The 17,473-nt window shown below is 42.0% G+C and carries 19 protein-coding genes; 6 read left to right on the forward strand and 13 right to left on the reverse strand.

Translation table 11 applies throughout. The features are described 5' to 3' along the window. Positions 1 to 185: 185 nt before the first annotated feature. Together HT711_RS06690 and HT711_RS06695 are read right to left on the reverse strand one after the other, a co-directional pair. Positions 186 to 1,760 carry a DEAD/DEAH box helicase gene (locus tag HT711_RS06690; RefSeq protein WP_173234677.1) on the reverse strand — a complete coding sequence of 525 codons (1,575 nt, stop codon included), beginning with the start codon at positions 1,758 to 1,760 and terminating at the stop codon, positions 186 to 188. Between the two features lie 197 nt (positions 1,761 to 1,957). Continuing rightward, positions 1,958 to 3,184 carry an OFA family MFS transporter gene (locus HT711_RS06695; protein WP_000841581.1) on the reverse strand — a complete coding sequence of 409 codons (1,227 nt, stop codon included), beginning with the start codon at positions 3,182 to 3,184 and terminating at the stop codon, positions 1,958 to 1,960. A 193-nt stretch (positions 3,185 to 3,377) separates the two neighbouring features. On the opposite strand from HT711_RS06695, the gene HT711_RS06700 reads away from it, so the two are divergent. From HT711_RS06700 to HT711_RS06720, 5 genes are all read left to right on the forward strand, one after another. After that, positions 3,378 to 4,694, forward strand: coding sequence for an FAD-containing oxidoreductase (locus HT711_RS06700; RefSeq protein WP_000958960.1), 1,317 nt, complete (start codon positions 3,378 to 3,380; stop codon positions 4,692 to 4,694). A gap of 98 nt (positions 4,695 to 4,792) precedes the next feature. Next, positions 4,793 to 6,136 (forward strand): lipid II isoglutaminyl synthase subunit MurT, encoded by a 1,344-nt coding sequence (gene murT, locus HT711_RS06705; RefSeq protein WP_112443990.1) that lies wholly within the window; start codon positions 4,793 to 4,795, stop codon positions 6,134 to 6,136. Beyond that, positions 6,136 to 6,918 carry a lipid II isoglutaminyl synthase subunit GatD gene (gene gatD, locus HT711_RS06710; protein WP_033686811.1) on the forward strand — a complete coding sequence of 261 codons (783 nt, stop codon included), beginning with the start codon at positions 6,136 to 6,138 and terminating at the stop codon, positions 6,916 to 6,918. The genes murT and gatD overlap by 1 nt, the downstream gene beginning before the upstream one ends. A gap of 127 nt (positions 6,919 to 7,045) precedes the next feature. After that, positions 7,046 to 8,128: a Xaa-Pro peptidase family protein gene (locus tag HT711_RS06715; protein WP_173234675.1), complete on the forward strand. Its 1,083-nt coding sequence runs from the start codon at positions 7,046 to 7,048 to the stop codon at positions 8,126 to 8,128. 17 nt (positions 8,129 to 8,145) lie between these two features. Further along, positions 8,146 to 8,304, forward strand: coding sequence for a hypothetical protein (locus tag HT711_RS06720; RefSeq protein WP_173249898.1), 159 nt, complete (start codon positions 8,146 to 8,148; stop codon positions 8,302 to 8,304). Positions 8,305 to 8,378: 74 nt separating this feature from the next. On the opposite strand, the gene HT711_RS06725 is transcribed toward HT711_RS06720, so the two are convergent. From HT711_RS06725 to HT711_RS06760, 8 genes are all read right to left on the reverse strand, one after another. Further along, positions 8,379 to 8,840 carry an ECF transporter S component gene (locus tag HT711_RS06725; protein WP_173234673.1) on the reverse strand — a complete coding sequence of 154 codons (462 nt, stop codon included), beginning with the start codon at positions 8,838 to 8,840 and terminating at the stop codon, positions 8,379 to 8,381. Next, positions 8,818 to 9,591, reverse strand: a complete 774-nt coding sequence (locus HT711_RS06730) for a bifunctional hydroxymethylpyrimidine kinase/phosphomethylpyrimidine kinase (RefSeq protein ID WP_173234671.1) — start codon at positions 9,589 to 9,591, stop codon at positions 8,818 to 8,820. The genes HT711_RS06725 and HT711_RS06730 overlap by 23 nt, the downstream gene beginning before the upstream one ends. Beyond that, complete coding sequence (truA, locus tag HT711_RS06735; RefSeq protein WP_173234669.1) at positions 9,581 to 10,330, reverse strand: tRNA pseudouridine(38-40) synthase TruA; 750 nt, start codon at positions 10,328 to 10,330, stop codon at positions 9,581 to 9,583. Before truA ends, HT711_RS06730 begins: the two co-directional genes overlap by 11 nt. 99 nt (positions 10,331 to 10,429) lie before the next feature. Then, the gene (locus HT711_RS06740; RefSeq protein ID WP_023946242.1) at positions 10,430 to 11,581 is read right to left on the reverse strand and encodes an MFS transporter; all 1,152 of its coding nucleotides are present in this window, start codon (positions 11,579 to 11,581) and stop codon (positions 10,430 to 10,432) included. 124 nt (positions 11,582 to 11,705) lie between these two features. Beyond that, entirely contained in the window at positions 11,706 to 12,335 is a 630-nt protein-coding gene (locus HT711_RS06745; RefSeq protein ID WP_173234667.1) for a Pr6Pr family membrane protein, read from the reverse strand. Positions 12,336 to 12,337: 2 nt separating this feature from the next. Beyond that, positions 12,338 to 12,676, reverse strand: coding sequence for a zinc ribbon domain-containing protein YjdM (locus HT711_RS06750; RefSeq protein ID WP_173234665.1), 339 nt, complete (start codon positions 12,674 to 12,676; stop codon positions 12,338 to 12,340). Positions 12,677 to 12,805: 129 nt separating this feature from the next. Beyond that, positions 12,806 to 13,477, reverse strand: a complete 672-nt coding sequence (gene cmk, locus HT711_RS06755) for a (d)CMP kinase (protein ID WP_153198729.1) — start codon at positions 13,475 to 13,477, stop codon at positions 12,806 to 12,808. Between the two features lie 9 nt (positions 13,478 to 13,486). Continuing rightward, the gene (locus HT711_RS06760; protein WP_023946238.1) at positions 13,487 to 13,978 is read right to left on the reverse strand and encodes an SAG1386/EF1546 family surface-associated protein; all 492 of its coding nucleotides are present in this window, start codon (positions 13,976 to 13,978) and stop codon (positions 13,487 to 13,489) included. Positions 13,979 to 14,023: 45 nt separating this feature from the next. Here HT711_RS06760 and HT711_RS06765 point away from each other — a divergent pair, with 45 nt between their 5' ends. Then, positions 14,024 to 14,221, forward strand: a complete 198-nt coding sequence (locus tag HT711_RS06765) for a ferredoxin (RefSeq protein WP_004235080.1) — start codon at positions 14,024 to 14,026, stop codon at positions 14,219 to 14,221. A 57-nt stretch (positions 14,222 to 14,278) separates the two neighbouring features. On the opposite strand, the gene HT711_RS06770 is transcribed toward HT711_RS06765, so the two are convergent. The 3 genes from HT711_RS06770 to HT711_RS06780 all read right to left on the reverse strand — a co-directional run bounded on the left by HT711_RS06770 (position 14,279) and on the right by HT711_RS06780 (position 17,470). Further along, the gene (locus HT711_RS06770; protein WP_345890041.1) at positions 14,279 to 15,244 is read right to left on the reverse strand and encodes a glycosyltransferase family 2 protein; all 966 of its coding nucleotides are present in this window, start codon (positions 15,242 to 15,244) and stop codon (positions 14,279 to 14,281) included. 1 nt (position 15,245) lies between these two features. After that, on the reverse strand, positions 15,246 to 16,265 hold the full coding sequence (gene galE / locus HT711_RS06775) for a UDP-glucose 4-epimerase GalE (protein ID WP_112443967.1): 1,020 nt from the start codon (positions 16,263 to 16,265) through the stop codon (positions 15,246 to 15,248). A 101-nt stretch (positions 16,266 to 16,366) separates the two neighbouring features. Then, positions 16,367 to 17,470: an FAD-binding oxidoreductase gene (locus tag HT711_RS06780; RefSeq protein WP_173234660.1), complete on the reverse strand. Its 1,104-nt coding sequence runs from the start codon at positions 17,468 to 17,470 to the stop codon at positions 16,367 to 16,369. Positions 17,471 to 17,473: the final 3 nt, after the last annotated feature.

Genomic DNA, 17,473 nt, shown 5'->3' on the forward strand with positions numbered 1-17,473 from the left:
TAGTTTGGGAATTTACCATTTTTAAAAACCAGAATATTTTTAATTAAATTGTTCCTTTTCTATTGACAAGTTGCCTGTTTTTGTGTATCATAACATTATAAAAAGATAATACAACAATTTTATTTATCTTTTTTCACATTCGGTCTCCTTATATAAAAAAGCGATTCATTTTGAACCGCTTTTTCCTATTTATCGCCCTTGTTACGAATAACAAAGCCTGTTTGCTTTTCGCTTGAAGTAGTGCGTGGTTTTTTATTATCCTTACGGTAACGTTTTTCCTTATCAAAACGATCGTTGCCACGACTTCCTTTTTTGAAATCATCACGGCGGCCACCACGACGGTTGTCTCCACGGCGATTATCACGACGGTCATCTCCACGACGACCTCCCTTAGCTTTACCACCGAAGCCATTACCGGATGGTTTAAATGGCAGTGGTTTTTCACGCGCAATCTCCACTTCTGGAAGGCTATCTGGGTCTTGAACAGTCAGACTCAAAATATACATTGCCAATTCTTCTGGAGTAAATTCGGCAGCTAGTTTACGAGCATCCTTGCCAAATTTCTCAAAGTTGGCACGAATGGTTTCATCTGCAAAATCACGTTCGATTTTCTTAAGAGCTACTTGCTTTTTAGCTTGGAAGGCTTCTTCTGCACTTGCAGGTTTGAGACCTTTCATGCGTTTCTTAGTCAAGTTTTCAATGATTTGGAGGTAACCCATTTCATTTGGTGATACGAAAGTAATAGACTGACCTGACTTACCAGCACGACCTGTACGACCAATACGGTGAACATAACTTTCAGGATCTTGTGGAATATCGTAGTTATAGACATGAGTCACACCTGAAATATCCAAACCACGCGCAGCAACGTCTGTCGCAACCAAAACATCAAGATTGCCATTTTTAAAGTCACGAAGGACACGCAGACGTTTGTTTTGGTCCAGGTCACCATGAATTCCTTCGGCACGGAAACCACGGATTTTAAGACCACGAGTCAATTCATCTACACGGCGTTTAGTACGACCAAATACGATAGCAAGTTCTGGTTGTTCCACATCCATAAGACGAGTCATGGTATCAAATTTTTCTTGTTCCTTAACTCGGATATAGTACTGGTCAACCAATTCTGTTGTCAATTCCTTAGCCGCAATCTTCACATGCTCAGGTTCTTTCATAAACTGAACACCGATACGTTTGATAGCATCTGGCATAGTTGCTGAGAAAAGTAAGGTTTGACGGTTTTCAGGAACACGAGAAATGATGGCTTCGATATCTTCAAGGAAGCCCATGTTGAGCATTTCATCTGCTTCGTCAAGGATGAGAGTTTCAATATCTTGTAATTTCAAGGCCTTGCGTTTAATCAAGTCCAAGAGACGACCAGGTGTTCCCACCACGATATGGGCACCAGATTTAAGAGCCTTAATTTGTTTTTCAATGCTTGATCCGCCATATACTGAGCGAACTTTGACTCCCTTACTACGACCAAAGCGGAATAGTTCTTCTTGACTTTGGACAGCGAGTTCACGAGTTGGAGCGATGACCAAGGCTTGGATGGTCGCTTCTTCTGTACGGATTTTTTCAAGAGTAGGCAAGCCAAAAGCTGCAGTTTTTCCTGTACCAGTCTGAGCTTGACCGATAACGTCCTTGCCTTCAAGGGCCAAAGGAATGGTTTGTTCTTGGATCGGACTGGCTTCTACAAAACCAGCTTTTTCAATCTCTGCTAGCAAATCAGCAGACAAGTTTAATTCATTAAATTTCACGTTATTCTTCTTTCTAAAGGTGGTGCGAAGCCACCCTATAGGGCTTAGTGTATACTTTTCTTTTTATGACGTATTTTCATATACTGGATACAAAATCGTGTTGCTTCTTTTCCACAAAAGAAAAGTACTGTTTTCTTTGCAACCCATCTAGTATAACACAAGACCAGAGCAAAAGATAGCCTAATTTCTCTAGAAAATCATGTAAGCGGTTTTTGGCTTTCCTTTTTGATGGAACGACCTAGATAATAAGACAAAGCCAAGGCGATACTATATAAAATGATAAAAACGAACAAGGTTTGTGTGTAAGAATGAGCCATTTTATAAGTCTCTGCTAATAAAATAGGTCCTGCTAAACCAGCCATTGCCCAAGCTGTTAAAATATAACCATGCAGAGCGGCCAATTCCTTGGTTCCAAAAATATCACTGAGATAAGCTGGAATCAATGAAAAACCAGCTCCATAGCAAGTCATCAAAATAGACATAGCGACTACAAATAAAACGGAATCTGTAAAGAGCCAAAGTGAGAGAGAAAAGAAAAGATTGACAAGCAGTAATATACTAAAGGTTAGGGGGCGACCGATATAGTCAGATAAGCTCGCCCAGAGCAAGCGACCAAATCCATTGAAAATCCCTAAAACGCCCACCATTACTGCTGCATGACTTGTAGACAAGCCAGCCATCTCCTGTGCCATTGGCGATGCCGCTGAAATTAAGCCTAAACCACAAGCTATGTTGATAAAGAAAATAATCCAAAGTATATAAAACCGATTGCTTTTCAGAGCCTGATTTGCAGCCATTCCTTGCGTCAAAGAGGCTGTTTTTTCTTTCCCTGAAGCAGATAAAATTGCAAGCTCTTGCTCATTTGGACGCTTAATGAATTGTGAAGCTAGGAGCATGATAATAAAGTAACTTGCACCTAAAATATAAAAAGTTTCTACAAGCCCTATCCCTGCGATGAGATGTTGCGCTATGGGACTAGTCAATAAAGAAGCAAAACCAAACCCCATAATCGCTAAACCTGTTGCGAGACCACGTTTATCAGGAAACCATTTTATAATCGTTGACACAGGGGTAATATAGCCTGCTCCCAAACCAAGCCCACCTAAAATGCCGTAAGCCAGATACAACAACCACAGTTCCTGACGGTCTATTGCAAATCCTGTTAAGATATTTCCACCTGCGTATAGAAAAGCAGATAGACTCCCCATGACTCTCGGACCAAATTTTTCTACCAAACGCCCCATAAATGCAGCCGATAAGCCTAAACAAAAGATTGCTAGACTAAAGGCAAAGGCAACAGAAGCCTGATCCCATCCCGTTTTTTCAATAATAGGGTTACGATAAACACTCCAAGCATAAGTCGAACCCAGCATTAAGTGTAAAATGACCCCAGCAAAGGCAATAATATAACGATTCGATTTCATAAAACCTCCTATTTTCGAACATTTATTCTATCTTATATAAAAATAGATAGGATTTTAGTTTATCAAGCTTGTCAAAAAATTACTAGCTTTTTGTCTGGAAAGCGTTTTTATTTTTTTCTGTCTTTTTCGTAGCAGAATTGTGCAAAAGTTTTTTTCTTGTGCTAGAATGTAATTCGAATAGGAGGAACTCTAAATGTTAACTTATGATTTAATCGTTATCGGATTTGGTAAGGCTGGTAAAACACTAGCTGGTAAATTGGCTTCAGCTGGCAAAAAAGTTGCCCTCGTTGAACGTAGCAAAGCTATGTACGGTGGAACTTGTATCAACATCGGTTGTATCCCAACTAAGACTTTGCTAGTTGCTGCTGAGAAGGGCTTGTCTTTTGAAGAAGTCATTGCTACCAAAAATACTATCACTGGTCGCCTCAACGGTAAAAACTATGCGACTGTTGCTGGTACAGGCGTGGATATCTTTGATGCGGAAGCTCACTTCCTTTCAAATAAAGTCATCGAAATCCAAGCTGGTGATGAAAAGAAAGAACTGACTGCTGAAACAATCGTCATCAACACTGGTGCTGTTTCAAACGTCTTGCCAATCCCTGGACTTGCTACAAGCAAAAACGTCTTTGACTCAACAGGGATCCAAAACTTGGACAAGTTGCCTGAAAAACTTGGAGTCCTTGGTGGCGGAAATATCGGTCTTGAATTTGCTGGCCTTTACAACAAACTTGGAAGCAAGGTCACAGTCCTAGATGCCTTGGATACTTTCCTACCTCGTGCAGAACCTTCCATCGCAGCTCTTGCTAAACAATATATGGAAGAAGACGGTATTGAATTGCTTCAAAATATCCATACTACTGAAATCAAAAACGACGGTGACCAAGTCCTTGTCGTGACTGAAAACGAAACTTACCGTTTCGATGCCCTTCTCTACGCAACTGGACGCAAACCAAATGTAGAACCACTTCAACTTGAAAATACAGATATTGAACTAACTGAACGTGGCGCTATTAAAGTAGACAAACACTGTCAAACAAACGTTCCTGGTGTCTTTGCAGTTGGAGATGTCAACGGTGGCCTTCAATTTACTTACATTTCACTTGATGACTTCCGTGTTGTCTACAGCTACCTTGCTGGAGATGGCAGCTACACTCTTGAAGACCGTCTCAATGTACCAAACACCATGTTTATCACACCTGCCCTTTCACAAGTTGGTTTAACTGAAAGCCAAGCAGCTGATTTGAAACTTCCATACGCAGTGAAAGAAATCCCTGTTGCAGCCATGCCTCGTGGTCACGTAAATGGAGACCTTCGCGGAGCTTTCAAAGCTGTTGTGAATACTGAAACAAAAGAAATTCTTGGAGCAAGCATCTTCTCAGAAGGTTCTCAAGAAATCATCAACATCATTACTGTTGCTATGGACAACAAGATTCCTTATACTTACTTCACAAAACAAATCTTCACTCACCCAACCTTGGCTGAGAACTTGAATGACTTGTTTGCGATTTAAGTTGAGATTTGATCGTATCGAACAGCCCTCTTTGGGCTGTTTTTGCTTCTGCGAAACACCAAATCTGTCTTTTCACTCTTTTGTGATATAATAGAAACATGAACTTAAAAACTACTTTGGGCCTTATTGCTGGGCGCTCTTCCCACTTCGTTTTAAGCCGTCTTGGCCGTGGAAGTACGCTCCCAGGAAAACTTGCCCTTCAATTTGATAAAGATATTTTACAAAACCTAGCTAAGAACTACGAGATTGTCGTGGTCACTGGAACCAACGGAAAAACCTTGACAACTGCCCTCACTGTCGGTATTTTAAAAGAGGTTTATGGTCAAGTTCTGACCAACCCAAGCGGTGCCAACATGATTACAGGAATTGCGACAACCTTCTTAACAGCCAAATCTTCTAAAACTGGAAAAAATATTGCCGTCTTAGAAATTGATGAAGCCAGTCTATCTCGTATCTGTGACTATATCCAGCCAAGCCTTTTTGTTATCACCAATATCTTCCGTGACCAGATGGACCGCTATGGTGAGATTTACACAACTTACAAGATGATTTTGGATGCCATTCGTAAGGTGCCTACGGCTACTGTTCTCCTTAATGGAGACAGTCCACTTTTCTACAAGCCAGCTATTCCAAATCCTGTAGAGTATTTTGGTTTTGACTTGGAGAAAAGACCAGCCCAGCTGGCTCACTATAATACAGAAGGGATTCTCTGTCCTGACTGCCAAGGAATCCTCAAATATGAGCAGAATACCTATGCAAACTTGGGTGCCTATATCTGTGAAGGCTGCGGATGTAAACGTCCTGATCTCGACTATCGCTTGACAGAACTAGTTGAGTTGACCAACAATAGCTCTCGCTTTGTCATAGACGGACAAGAATATGGTATCCAAATCGGTGGTCTCTATAATATCTACAACGCCCTAGCTGCAGTTGCCATCGCCCGCTTTCTCGGCGCCGATTCCCAACTCATCAAGCAGGGATTTGACAAGAGCCGTGCTGTCTTTGGACGCCAGGAAACCTTCCATATCGGTGACAAGGAATGCACCCTTGTTTTGATTAAAAATCCAGTCGGTGCAACCCAAGCTATCGAGATGATTAAACTAGCACCTTATCCATTTAGCCTATCCGTCCTCCTTAATGCCAACTATGCTGATGGGATTGACACAAGCTGGATCTGGGATGCTGATTTTGAACAAATCACTGACATGGACATCCCTGAAATCAACGCTGGCGGTGTTCGCCATTCTGAAATCGCACGCCGTCTTCGTGTGACTGGTTACCCAGCTGAGAAAATTACTGAGACAAGTAATCTGGAACAAGTTCTTAAGACCATTGAAAACCAAGACTGCAAGCATGCCTATATCCTGGCTACCTATACTGCTATGCTGGAATTCCGCGAACTGCTGGCTAGTCGTCAGATTGTTAGAAAGGAGATGAACTAATGGTTTATACTTCACTTTCCTCAAAAGATGGCAATTACCCTTATCAGCTCAACATTGCCCACCTCTACGGAAATCTCATGAATACCTACGGGGACAATGGAAACATCCTCATGCTCAAGTATGTGGCTGAAAAGCTGGGAGCCCATGTGACGGTTGACATCGTTTCTCTCCATGATGACTTTGATGAAAATCACTACGACATCGCCTTTTTCGGTGGTGGTCAAGACTTTGAACAGAGTATCATTGCAGACGACCTACCTGCTAAAAAAGAGAGCATTGACAACTACATCCAAAATGACGGTGTGGTTCTGGCTATCTGCGGTGGTTTCCAACTATTGGGTCAATATTATATTGAAGCTTCAGGGAGACGTATCGAAGGGCTAGGTGTCATGGGCCACTACACGCTCAACCAGACCAATAACCGTTTTATCGGTGACATCAAGATTCACAATGAAGATTTCAATGAAACCTACTATGGCTTTGAAAATCATCAGGGCCGTACCTTCCTCTCAGATGATCAAAAACCACTGGGACAGGTTGTCTATGGAAATGGAAATAACGAAGAAAAAGTCGGCGAAGGGGTTCATTATAAGAATGTCTTTGGTTCCTACTTCCACGGGCCTATCCTCTCTCGTAATGCCAATCTGGCTTATCGCCTAGTCACTACAGCCCTCAAGAAGAAATATGGTCAGGACATCCAACTCCCTGCCTATGAAGATATTCTCAGCCAAGAAATCGCTGAAGAATACAGTGATGTCAAAAGCAAGGCTGACTTTTCTTAAACAAAAGGAAATTATATCAAAGAACTCTGTTATCTTGTCGGAGTTCTTTTTGTCTGTTCTTTTACCCTTCTCCCTTGCATTTTCTCTCATTTTTTGCCAAAATAGAGGAGTAGAAAGAAGGTAGCATATGTCTAAATTACAACAAATCGTAACATATCTTGAATCAGAAAAACTAGACGTCGCTGTCGTATCTGACCCCGTCACAATCAATTACCTCACTGGCTTTTACAGTGATCCCCATGAACGCCAAATGTTCCTTTTTATCCTAGCGGATCAAGAACCCCTCCTCTTTGTCCCAGCCCTTGAGGTTGAGCGTGCTACTAGCACTGTTTCCTTCCCAGTTGTGGGCTATGTGGATTCTGAAAATCCATGGCAAAAAATGAAACATGCTCTACCACAGCTTGATTTCAAACGTGTCGCTGTTGAGTTTGACAATCTCATCTTAACCAAATATCATGGTTTAAAAACCGTTTTTGAAACTGCTGAGTTTGAAAACCTCACTCCTCGTATCCAACGCATGCGCCTCATCAAATCAGCTGATGAAGTGCAAAAAATGATGGTTGCAGGTCTCTATGCGGACAAGGCTGTTAATGTTGGTTTTGACAATATTTCTCTTGATAAGACTGAGACAGATATCATCGCCCAAATTGACTTTGCTATGAAGCGTGAAGGTTATGAAATGAGTTTTGATACCATGGTCTTGACTGGTGATAATGCTGCAAATCCACACGGTATTCCAGCAGCAAACAAAGTTGAAAATAACGCCCTTCTCCTCTTTGACCTTGGTGTTCTAGTCAACGGCTATGCGTCAGATATGACTCGTACGGTCGCTGTCGGCAAACCAGACCAATTCAAGAAAGACATTTATAACTTGACTCTTGAAGCCCAACAAGCTGCTCTTGACTTTATCAAGCCAGGGGTGACTGCCCATGAAGTGGATCGCGCTGCCCGTGAGGTCATCGAAAAAGCTGGTTACGGCGAGTACTTCAACCACCGTCTCGGTCACGGTATCGGTATGGATGTCCACGAATTCCCTTCTATCATGGAAGGAAATGACTTGGTTATCGAAGAAGGCATGTGCTTCTCTGTTGAACCAGGTATCTATATCCCTGGTAAAGTCGGTGTCCGTATCGAAGACTGCGGTGTTGTTACCAAGGATGGCTTTGACCTCTTTACAAGCACCAGCAAAGACTTGCTTTATTTTGATTAATATTCATCTAATACTCAATGAAAATCAAGGTTGTAGATAAGACTGATGAAGTCAGCTCAAAACACTGTTTTGAGGTTGTGGATAGAACTGACGAAGTCAGTAACCATATCTACGACAAGGCGACGTTGACGCGGTTTGAAGAGATTTTTGAAGAGTATAAAATCTTCCCACAATAAAACGCATAGTATCAAGTTTTGAACACCTGATACTATGCGTTTTTCTTATTTGAAAGACTTTTGACTCAGTCTCTTTACTTAATCTTCTTGATACTTTGACTAAGAATAAATCCTACAATCATCCCTACTATATTTTGCATGAAATTTGGTAAAATTTCTGGTAGGGCTGCTGCCCAGCCATTCATCAATGTAGAACCCAAGGCGTAACCCCCTACCATGGCAATCGTTGCTAAGATAAGGCCTAACCACTGAGTTTTTCCTTTAAATCCTGCGAAAAATCCCTGCAAGCCATGGTTGACCAAGCTAAAGAACATCCACTGAGGATAGCCTGATAAGAGGTCAATCAAGAAGCCTGCTAGTCCTCCGACTACAGCCCCTTCACGACTACCAAAGTAAAAGGCCGTAAAGAAGACACCCGCATCTAAAAGAGTTAGAATGCCTGTCGGTGTTGGAATTTTTAAGAAATAACCTAGAACCACAGAAAGGGCGGTTAATAGGGATACAAGGGCGATTTTAGTTGTTTTGGTTTGCTTCATATTGTCTTACTCCATACTGATCTGCTTGTACAATGGCACGGTAAACGAAAGCCTTAGAGCTTTCTACTGCTGATAAAAGTTCATCACCTTTAACCAAGTAACTGGCAATGCTAGAGGCAAAGGTACAACCTGCGCCAGCATTTTGCCCTTGGATGACAGGATTTTCCAACACTGTAAAGGTTTGTCCATCATAAAAGACATCTACAGCCTTGTCCTGACTAAGGCGATTGCCTCCCTTGATAATAACTGCTGGCGCTCCTAATTCATGCAATTTCTGTGCTGCAGTTTTCATATCTTCAAGGGTTTTAATCTCTTGATCTGCTAGTAATTCTGCTTCAGGAAGATTAGGCGTAATCACACTGACATGAGGGAAAAAGCGAACCAACTCTTGGCAGAGTTCACTAACTGCTACGTCGTGCGTTTCCTTGCAGACCAAGACAGGATCCAGAACCACAGGCACTCCTGGGCGTTGCTTGATAAAGTCCAATGCCTTCTCAGCCACACTGACAGTTGGTAGGAGACCAATCTTAATTCCCCCAAACTCCACATCACGTAAGCTATCTAATTCATGTTGAAAAATGGTATCGTCAGTTGGAAAGACTTCAAAGCCCTTTTCCGTCAAGGCTGTCAAACAAGTCACTGCTACAAAACCATGCAAGCCGTTCAAGGTATAGGTAGCCAAATCAGCGGACAATCCACCACCACTAAAAATATCATTTCCTGAAAGTGCTAAAATACGATTATTCTTCATAACGAATCTCCTTTAAATACAAACCATTTGGTGCTGCAGTGGGACCTGCAAGCTGCCTGTCCTTTTTCTCCAAGATGAGGTCAATCTGCTCTACTGGCATGCGATTATTGCCGATTTTAAGCAGTGTCCCCACCATATTGCGAATCTGCTTATACAAGAAACCATTTCCTGAAAAGGTAAAGGTCAAAAACTGACCTGTCTCATCAACTGTTAAACTAGCTTCTGTGATGGTGCGAACCTTATCCTCTACACTAGTCCCAGAGGCTGTAAAACCGGTAAAATCATGGGTTCCCTCTAACTTTTTGACAGCCTCCTGCATCCGTTCCACATAGAGTGGATAGGGAAAGTGAGTGGCATAGTGACGGCGCATAGGATTCTTGGGACGGCCTCTATCCACGATAAACTCATAGGTCTTACTGTGCTTGGCATAACGGCAATGAAAATCATCCGCCACAAGCTCAATCGCAATCACATCAATATCTTCAGGAGACTGGGTGTCCAAAGCAAAACGGAGCTTCTCCTCATCCATCTGATAAGGTAGGTCAAAATGAATAACCTGGCCTAGGGCATGAACTCCACTATCTGTCCTACCAGCACCGTGAACAGTAATGGCTTGCCCTTTATTTAACCTGGTCAAGGTTTTTTCAATTTCTTCCTGAACGCTACGCGCATGAGGCTGGCGCTGAAAACCAGCAAAAGCGTAACCATCATAGGAAATAGTTGCTTTATATCTTGTCATAACTCCTATTTTATCAAGAAATTAGTCTGTAAACAAGGGTCTAAATCAAATATTGTCTGGGTACAAAATTCACAAAAAGAAAAACTTAGGAAACCAATCCTAAGCTCTCTTTTGAAGTAGGTACATGACAAAGATAGAGGTTACAATCAACCATGAGCCTAAAATGGCAAAGACCAACATGCCATTGTGAGTTAGTAACCCAATTGCACCTAGAACAAATGGGGTCGTAAAGGCTCCGAAACTACAGCCTAATACAGCAAATGAAGTCGCTTGATTGAGGAGTTTAGCTGGAATTCGTTCAGAGACAAGTTGAAAGACCGTCGTCAAGGCTACACTGTAGGCAAAACCAGCTAGAATACTCCCTGCCACTACCACCCACAAGGATGGAGACAAGGCAATCACAATTTGCCCTAAGCCAAAAGTAATTCCAGACCATAGGAGCAGTTTCTCTTTAAATATTGAAATCAGGAAAGAAAAACTCACACCAGCCACAATCCCGATTAACTGCATGACACTAAGAACAAAACTAGATAACTGGGCATCTCCCAGTCCTCTTTCCACCATCAGACTTGGAATACGGATGGTAATAGCTGTATTGGTACAAACTACAACCGCCGCTTCAATAGCTAAGATAAAAATCAAGCCCTTCATTTCCCGAGTTAAGCGACTTGCTTCCTTCGTTTTTTTCTTGACTTCTTTCTTTTCTTTTCCATAAGGTACAAAGAGCAGATAAAGGATCAGAACTAAAAATCCAGCACTATAAGCTAAGAAAGTAGCTGTCCAACCAAAGGCCAACAATTGGCCGACTGCCAAGGTAATGAGAGAAGCCCCAACGACCTCTGCAGAACCGCGTAGCCCTAACATCTGAATTCTCGTTTTTCCTTGATAGCGTTCACTGATAATAGAAATGGCCTTGGCATTGATCATCCCAACACCTAAACCAAAAAGAATCCGTGTTCCAAAGACAAAAGGATAAGCTTGGTACCAAAAGGGAGCAGTTCCACTTAGTGATAAAATCAGCAATCCCAAACTGATCTGTAAGCGCTCAGGAAATATTTTTTCTAAGAAACCATTTAGTAATAACATAATCATGATTCCAAAGGAAGGCAAGCTCGCCAAGAGCTCAATTTGTTCCTTAGGATAACCTTGATAATAGTCAAACATGGCTGGCAGGGCACTCGAGATGGAAAAGGACGTAATCAAAACGAGGGAGAGAGCCAAAATACTGGCCCGTTCTAAAAATTGTTTCATGAAATCTCTTTCTATATTTCTCTTAATCTTCTACTTTTTTGATAGTCATCAAACAAGCAAGAAAAGAAGAAGCCTCTTTAGTGTACAGACTCCTTCTTAAACTCGAAAATGAATCCCTTGTGTCTTAGGATGATTTTCTCTTGATTTGCTTAATAAAGTAGAAGATAAATCCTGCCACCATATAGGCAACAAAGATAATCAGACACCACTTGAACACGACATCCCAACCCTTGTTCACATTCAAAAAGAAGTACGGGAAGGGACTGACCTTAGAATTAGGAACATCAAGTTTCAATACCAAGCCATTAAAAAGAGCAAAAATCATATACAGCAAGGGTAAAATCGTCCACACAATTGGGTCCCAAATCTTGTATTGACCCTGTTTGTCAAAAAAGAGGGTATCTGCTAAAAACCAGAGGGGAACGATATAGTGGCAAAGGAAATTTTCTAGAGTATAGAAATTAGTCGCAATAGGCGCTAAAAGGAAATGGTAAATCACACAGGTAATCATGATACTCATGGTGACCCCACCTTTTAAGCGCAAGAGACTTGGTCTTTGCCAGTTTTCACCTAAACGGCTCATAACCTTTAGGAGATAGAGCGTAAAAATCGCGACTAAAAGGTTGGACAGAACCGTATAATAGAGTAACATCCCAAATCCACCATGCTTGGCGATTTCAAGATAAACTCCCGTAAAAGCCGCTAGAAACAAGAAGATACGGCTATAAAATGTAAGTTTGTAGTTCTTTGACATGCTTAAATTTTCTTCACATACTCTGATTTGAGTTTCATGGCACCAAAGCCATCGATCTTACAGTCAATATTATGGTCGCCTTCTACGATGCGGATATTCTTCACGCGCGTCCCTTGTTTCAAATCTTTTGGCGCACCTTTTACTTTCAAATCCTTGATGAGGGTTACAGTATCACCGTCAGACAATTTATTCCCGTTGGCATCGATAGCAACAAGGCCCTCTTCTACATCTGCAACTTCAGCAGGATTCCACTCATGAGCACACTCTGGGCAAACCAGTAGGGCACCGTCTTCGTAGACATACTCTGAGTTACATTTTGGGCAATTTGGTAAGTTGTTCATGGTTTCTCCTTATCATCATTCACTATTCTTTGAAAATCAAAATTTCTCGAACAGCAACTATTATACCCTAAAATCAGCATTTTGACAAATTTAGAAAAAACCGATATCAATCTATCGGCTTCTCTACATTTACATTCTTTTTTCAGCTTCTGCTTTGATTTTTTCAACTACTTCTTGAATGTTCAAGCCAGTTGTATCAAGGTAGACAGCGTCCTCTGCTTGTTTGAGAGGCGAAGTCTCACGATGGCTATCCTTGTAGTCACGCGCAGCAATTTCCTCTTTTAGGGTTTCAAGGTCTGTTTCAATTCCCTTGGCAATATTTTCCTTGTAACGGCGCTCTGCTCTTTCATCTACCGAAGCTACTAGGAAAATTTTCAATTCTGCTTGTGGCAATACAACCGTTCCAATATCGCGACCGTCCATGACAATCCCACCTTGCTGGGCAATCTCTTGTTGGAGAGAAACTAGTTTCTCACGCACTTCAGGAATTGCTGCGATGGCAGAAACATGATTGGTCACTTCATTTTCACGGATAGGATGGGTAATATCCACATCTCCTACAAAGACAAGCTGTTCTCCAGTTTCTGAGCGCCCGAAACTGATTGGATGCTGGTCCAATAAGTCTAAGAGTTCTTCAACTTGTTCAACTTCTAATTGGTTCTTGAGAGCCATGTAGGTCGCTGCACGATACATAGCACCTGTATCTAGGTAGGTGAATCCAAAATCCTTGGCAATAATCTTTGCGACCGTACTCTTGCCACTTGAAGCTGGACCATCGATAGCAATTTGAATCGTCTTCATTTATGACTCCTATCTAGTCTTAATCACATCTCCAGGATTAGCAAACCAAGATCCTGTAGCCATATGGCCAGGATTCAAAGCCTCTAACTGAGCAATCGAGATTCCTGCACGAGCGGCAATGGCGGCTTCTCCTTCTCCAGCCATAACTTTTGTAGTTCCTTCTGGATCATTTGGATGTTCTGAGCTACTAGATGACTCTTCTACCTTCTCCTCTGAACTAGAAGATGCCTGCTCTGAACTACTACTAGAAGTAGAAGAAACTTGCTCTACTTTTGTATCTGAATCGTGAAAATCTTTCAAGGCTGCTGTGCGATTACTCCCACCCGATGAAAGATAGATAAGAACAATAATCATCACAACTACAATCACAAAGAAAATACTTGCTAAAATAGTCAAGATACGATTAGCCAGCACTCCTCCACCTTGTTCTCTCTTACGACGTTCTGATCTTGTTTCTTCTTGATTCTCATAAATATCTTCTTGCCACGGTTCTTTTGCCATACCTTACTCCTTGTTTTTTTTTACTTTTCTTATTACAATATAAATATGAAAATCACACTTATACCTGAACGTTGCATTGCCTGTGGGCTTTGCCAAACTTATTCTGAATTATTTGATTACCACGATAATGGAATCGTGCGTTTTTACGATGACCCTGACCAACTAGAAAAAGAAATCTCTCCTAGTCAGGACGTCGTAGAAGCTGTTAGAAACTGTCCGACACGTGCCTTGATTAAAGATTAACTCTAACATCGATAAGAACGTTCCACTCCTTCTAGTTTAGCATATTTCCATGCAAAATTATAGTCTTTTCTCTTTATTTTTTTCTGTAAGATCAGGAAGGTCACTTTTTTCTTTGACGAGATAAAGTGGTCTTTTTTTAGTCTCTAGATAAATCTTACTGATATACTTGCCGAGAATCCCAATGGTCAAGAGTTGAATCCCTCCGAGAAAGAGAATAACAGCCATCAGAGAGGTCCAACCTGATGTCGGATTGCCCAAAATGAGGGTCCGAACCACAACAAAAAAGGTCATAAGTAGAGAAATAAAACAAGATAGGAGACCTGCCACGAAGGCGATAATCAAGGGAAAATCTGAAAAATTAACAATCCCTTCAATGGAGTAGAAAAAGAGTTGCCTAAAACTCCAACTGGTCTTGCCAGCCTGCCTTTCGACATTTGGATAGTCCAGATAGTGGGTTTTAAAACCCACCCAGGCAAAGAGCCCCTTTGAAAAACGATTGGACTCGGTCAAAGCTAAAATAGCATCGACTACAGATCTTCTCATCATGCGAAAATCACGGACACCTGACGGCAAGGCTACTGGACTAATTTTTTGCATAAGACGATAAAAGAGATTAGCACAGAAACTGCGAAAGAAGGGTTCTCCCCCTCGACTGGTTCTGCGTGTTCCAACACAGTCCAAGTCTGCATTTTTGTCTAGTAGAGCTTTCATCTCAAGCAACATACTAGGAGGATCTTGGAGGTCTGCATCCATCACCACCACCAAATCTCCTGTCGCATATTGCAAGCCTGCATAGAGAGCTGCTTCTTTGCCAAAATTTCGCGAGAAAGAAAGATAATGCACTGCCGGATTTTGTTCCCGATAGGCCTTTAAGAGTTCCAAGGTTCCATCGCTTGAGCCATCATCGACAAAGACATACTCGATTTCTGTTTCCAAATCAGGAATCAAATCTTCCAAAGCCTGATAAAAAAGAGGAAGTACTTCCTCTTCGTTTAAACAGGGGACTATGATTGACATCACCATCTTAGTCTTCAAATCCATTTGGATGCTTACTTTGCCAACGCCATGCGTCTTCACACATTTGGGTGATGCCTAATTCTGCTTCCCAGCCCAGTTCTGCTTTGGCTTTTGCAGGATCTGAATAGCAGGCTGCGATATCCCCTGGGCGACGGTCTACGATGCGGTAAGGAATTGGACGTCCCACTGCTTTTTCCATATTTTGGATAATTTCAAGAACTGAGTAGCCTTTACCTGTTCCAAGGTTATAAACGTTTAGACCTGAGCCTTTTTGGATTTTTTTCAGAGCTGCAACGTGACCTTTAGCCAAGTCAACAACGTGGATATAGTCACGAACACCAGTTCCGTCTTCCGTATCGTAATCGTCTCCAAATACTTGCACTTGCTCTAATTTTCCAACGGCTACCTGAGTCACATATGGCAAGAGGTTGTTTGGAATACCGTTTGGATTTTCTCCCAAATCACCACTCTCATGGGCTCCGATTGGGTTAAAGTAACGAAGCAAGACCACATTCCATTCTGAATCTGCCTTGTAGATATCTGTCAAAATTTCCTCTAGCATGAGCTTGGTACGACCGTATGGATTGGTCACTGAAAGTGGGAAATCTTCCAAGATGGGCACTGTATGCGGATCTCCGTACACTGTCGCAGAAGAACTGAAAATGATGTTTTTACAGTTGTTTTCTTCCATAGCTTTCAAAAGGCTAACAGTTCCAGCGATATTATTGTCATAGTAGGCAAGAGGGATACGGGTAGATTCACCGACAGCCTTCAAGCCAGCAAAGTGAATGACCCCTGTTGGTTCTTCTTGCATGAAAATATCTCTGAGGGTATCTGTGTCACGGATATCTGCCTCATAGAAAGGCACTTCAACTCCTGTAATTCTCTCAACAACTTCTAAACTTTTTCTGTTACTATTCACAAGGTTATCCACCACAACAACCTGATGACCTGCTTGGATTAACTCAATAACAGTGTGGGTTCCGATAAAACCTGCTCCACCCGTTACCAAAATCTTTTCTTGCATCTTCTTTCCTCGATTCTCGGATTATTTTTTCTTATTTTACCATTTTTGATAGGGAATGTCATTTGCCATCCTAGAGGGTAGGATAAAATTTCAGTAAAATTTTATTCGTTTTTTAGTCGCTTGACATAGTTTTCAATTGGGTAGTTTGCTGGGTCTAAGGTCAACTCCTTGTCTTGGATCAGTTGAGCTAGATGGTAACCGATAATAGGCCCCGTTGTGAGGCCTGATGAACCTAGTCCACTAGCAGCATAGACACCTGCTAAGCCAGGTACTTGCCCAAAGAAAGGTGAGAAATCACTGGTATAGGCACGGATTCCCACACGCTCAGCTCTTGAAGTCGCTCTAGCTAAAACTGGATAGTGAGGTAAGGCTGCCTCCTTCATTTGTTGGAGCAAGGTTTCATCTACCGTCAAATCAAATCCCATATCATTTTCATGAGTAGCGCCTAGAGATAATTTCCCACCTGCAAAAGGAATCAAATCCCACTCCCCTTCTGGCATAACAACAGGGTAAGCTTCCATATCTTGGGCAAGTTGATAATCTCGGAGTTGCCCCTTTTGGGGACGAACATCTACTTCATAACCTAAAGGCTCTAACAGGTGTCCCAACCAAGCTCCCGTCGCCAAAATAACCTGATCAAACACCTCTTCGCCAATCTGGTAACCTGATGCTAAAGGTGTCAGAGTCACTTTTTCTTTGACCAGCTTGACCTGACCGGCTTCCAGCAAACGAGTCACTAAGAGTTGACCATCTACTCTCGCTCCACCAGAAGCATAGAGCAGGTGGTCAAATCCCTGCAAGTCAGGGAATAATTCATTGGCTGATGCTTGGTTCAGAATGGCTAACTGGCCTATCAAGGGAGATTCTTCTCTACGCTGGAGGGCTAGTTGATAGAGTTCTTCCAACTTGGATTCATCCTTTTTCAAGAGAAAGACTCCCGAACGCTGGTAAAAGTCAATTTCCTGCCCTGATTTCTCTAAATCAGCTAATAAATCCACATAAAAATCAGCCCCCAAGCGCGCCATTTTGTACCAGACCTTATTGCGTCGTTTGGAAAACCAGGGGCTGATAATTCCTGCTGCAGCCTTGGTAGCCTGACCTTGTCCATGGTCAAAGACGGTTACTTCTAGGTCACTTTCTTTCGAGAGGTAGTAGGCAGCTGTTGCACCCACAATTCCTGCTCCGATAATGGCAACTTTTTTCATTGT

Origin of the sequence: Streptococcus sp. 1032, from assembly GCF_013277015.1 — a bacterium.
GTDB lineage: Bacteria > Bacillota > Bacilli > Lactobacillales > Streptococcaceae > Streptococcus.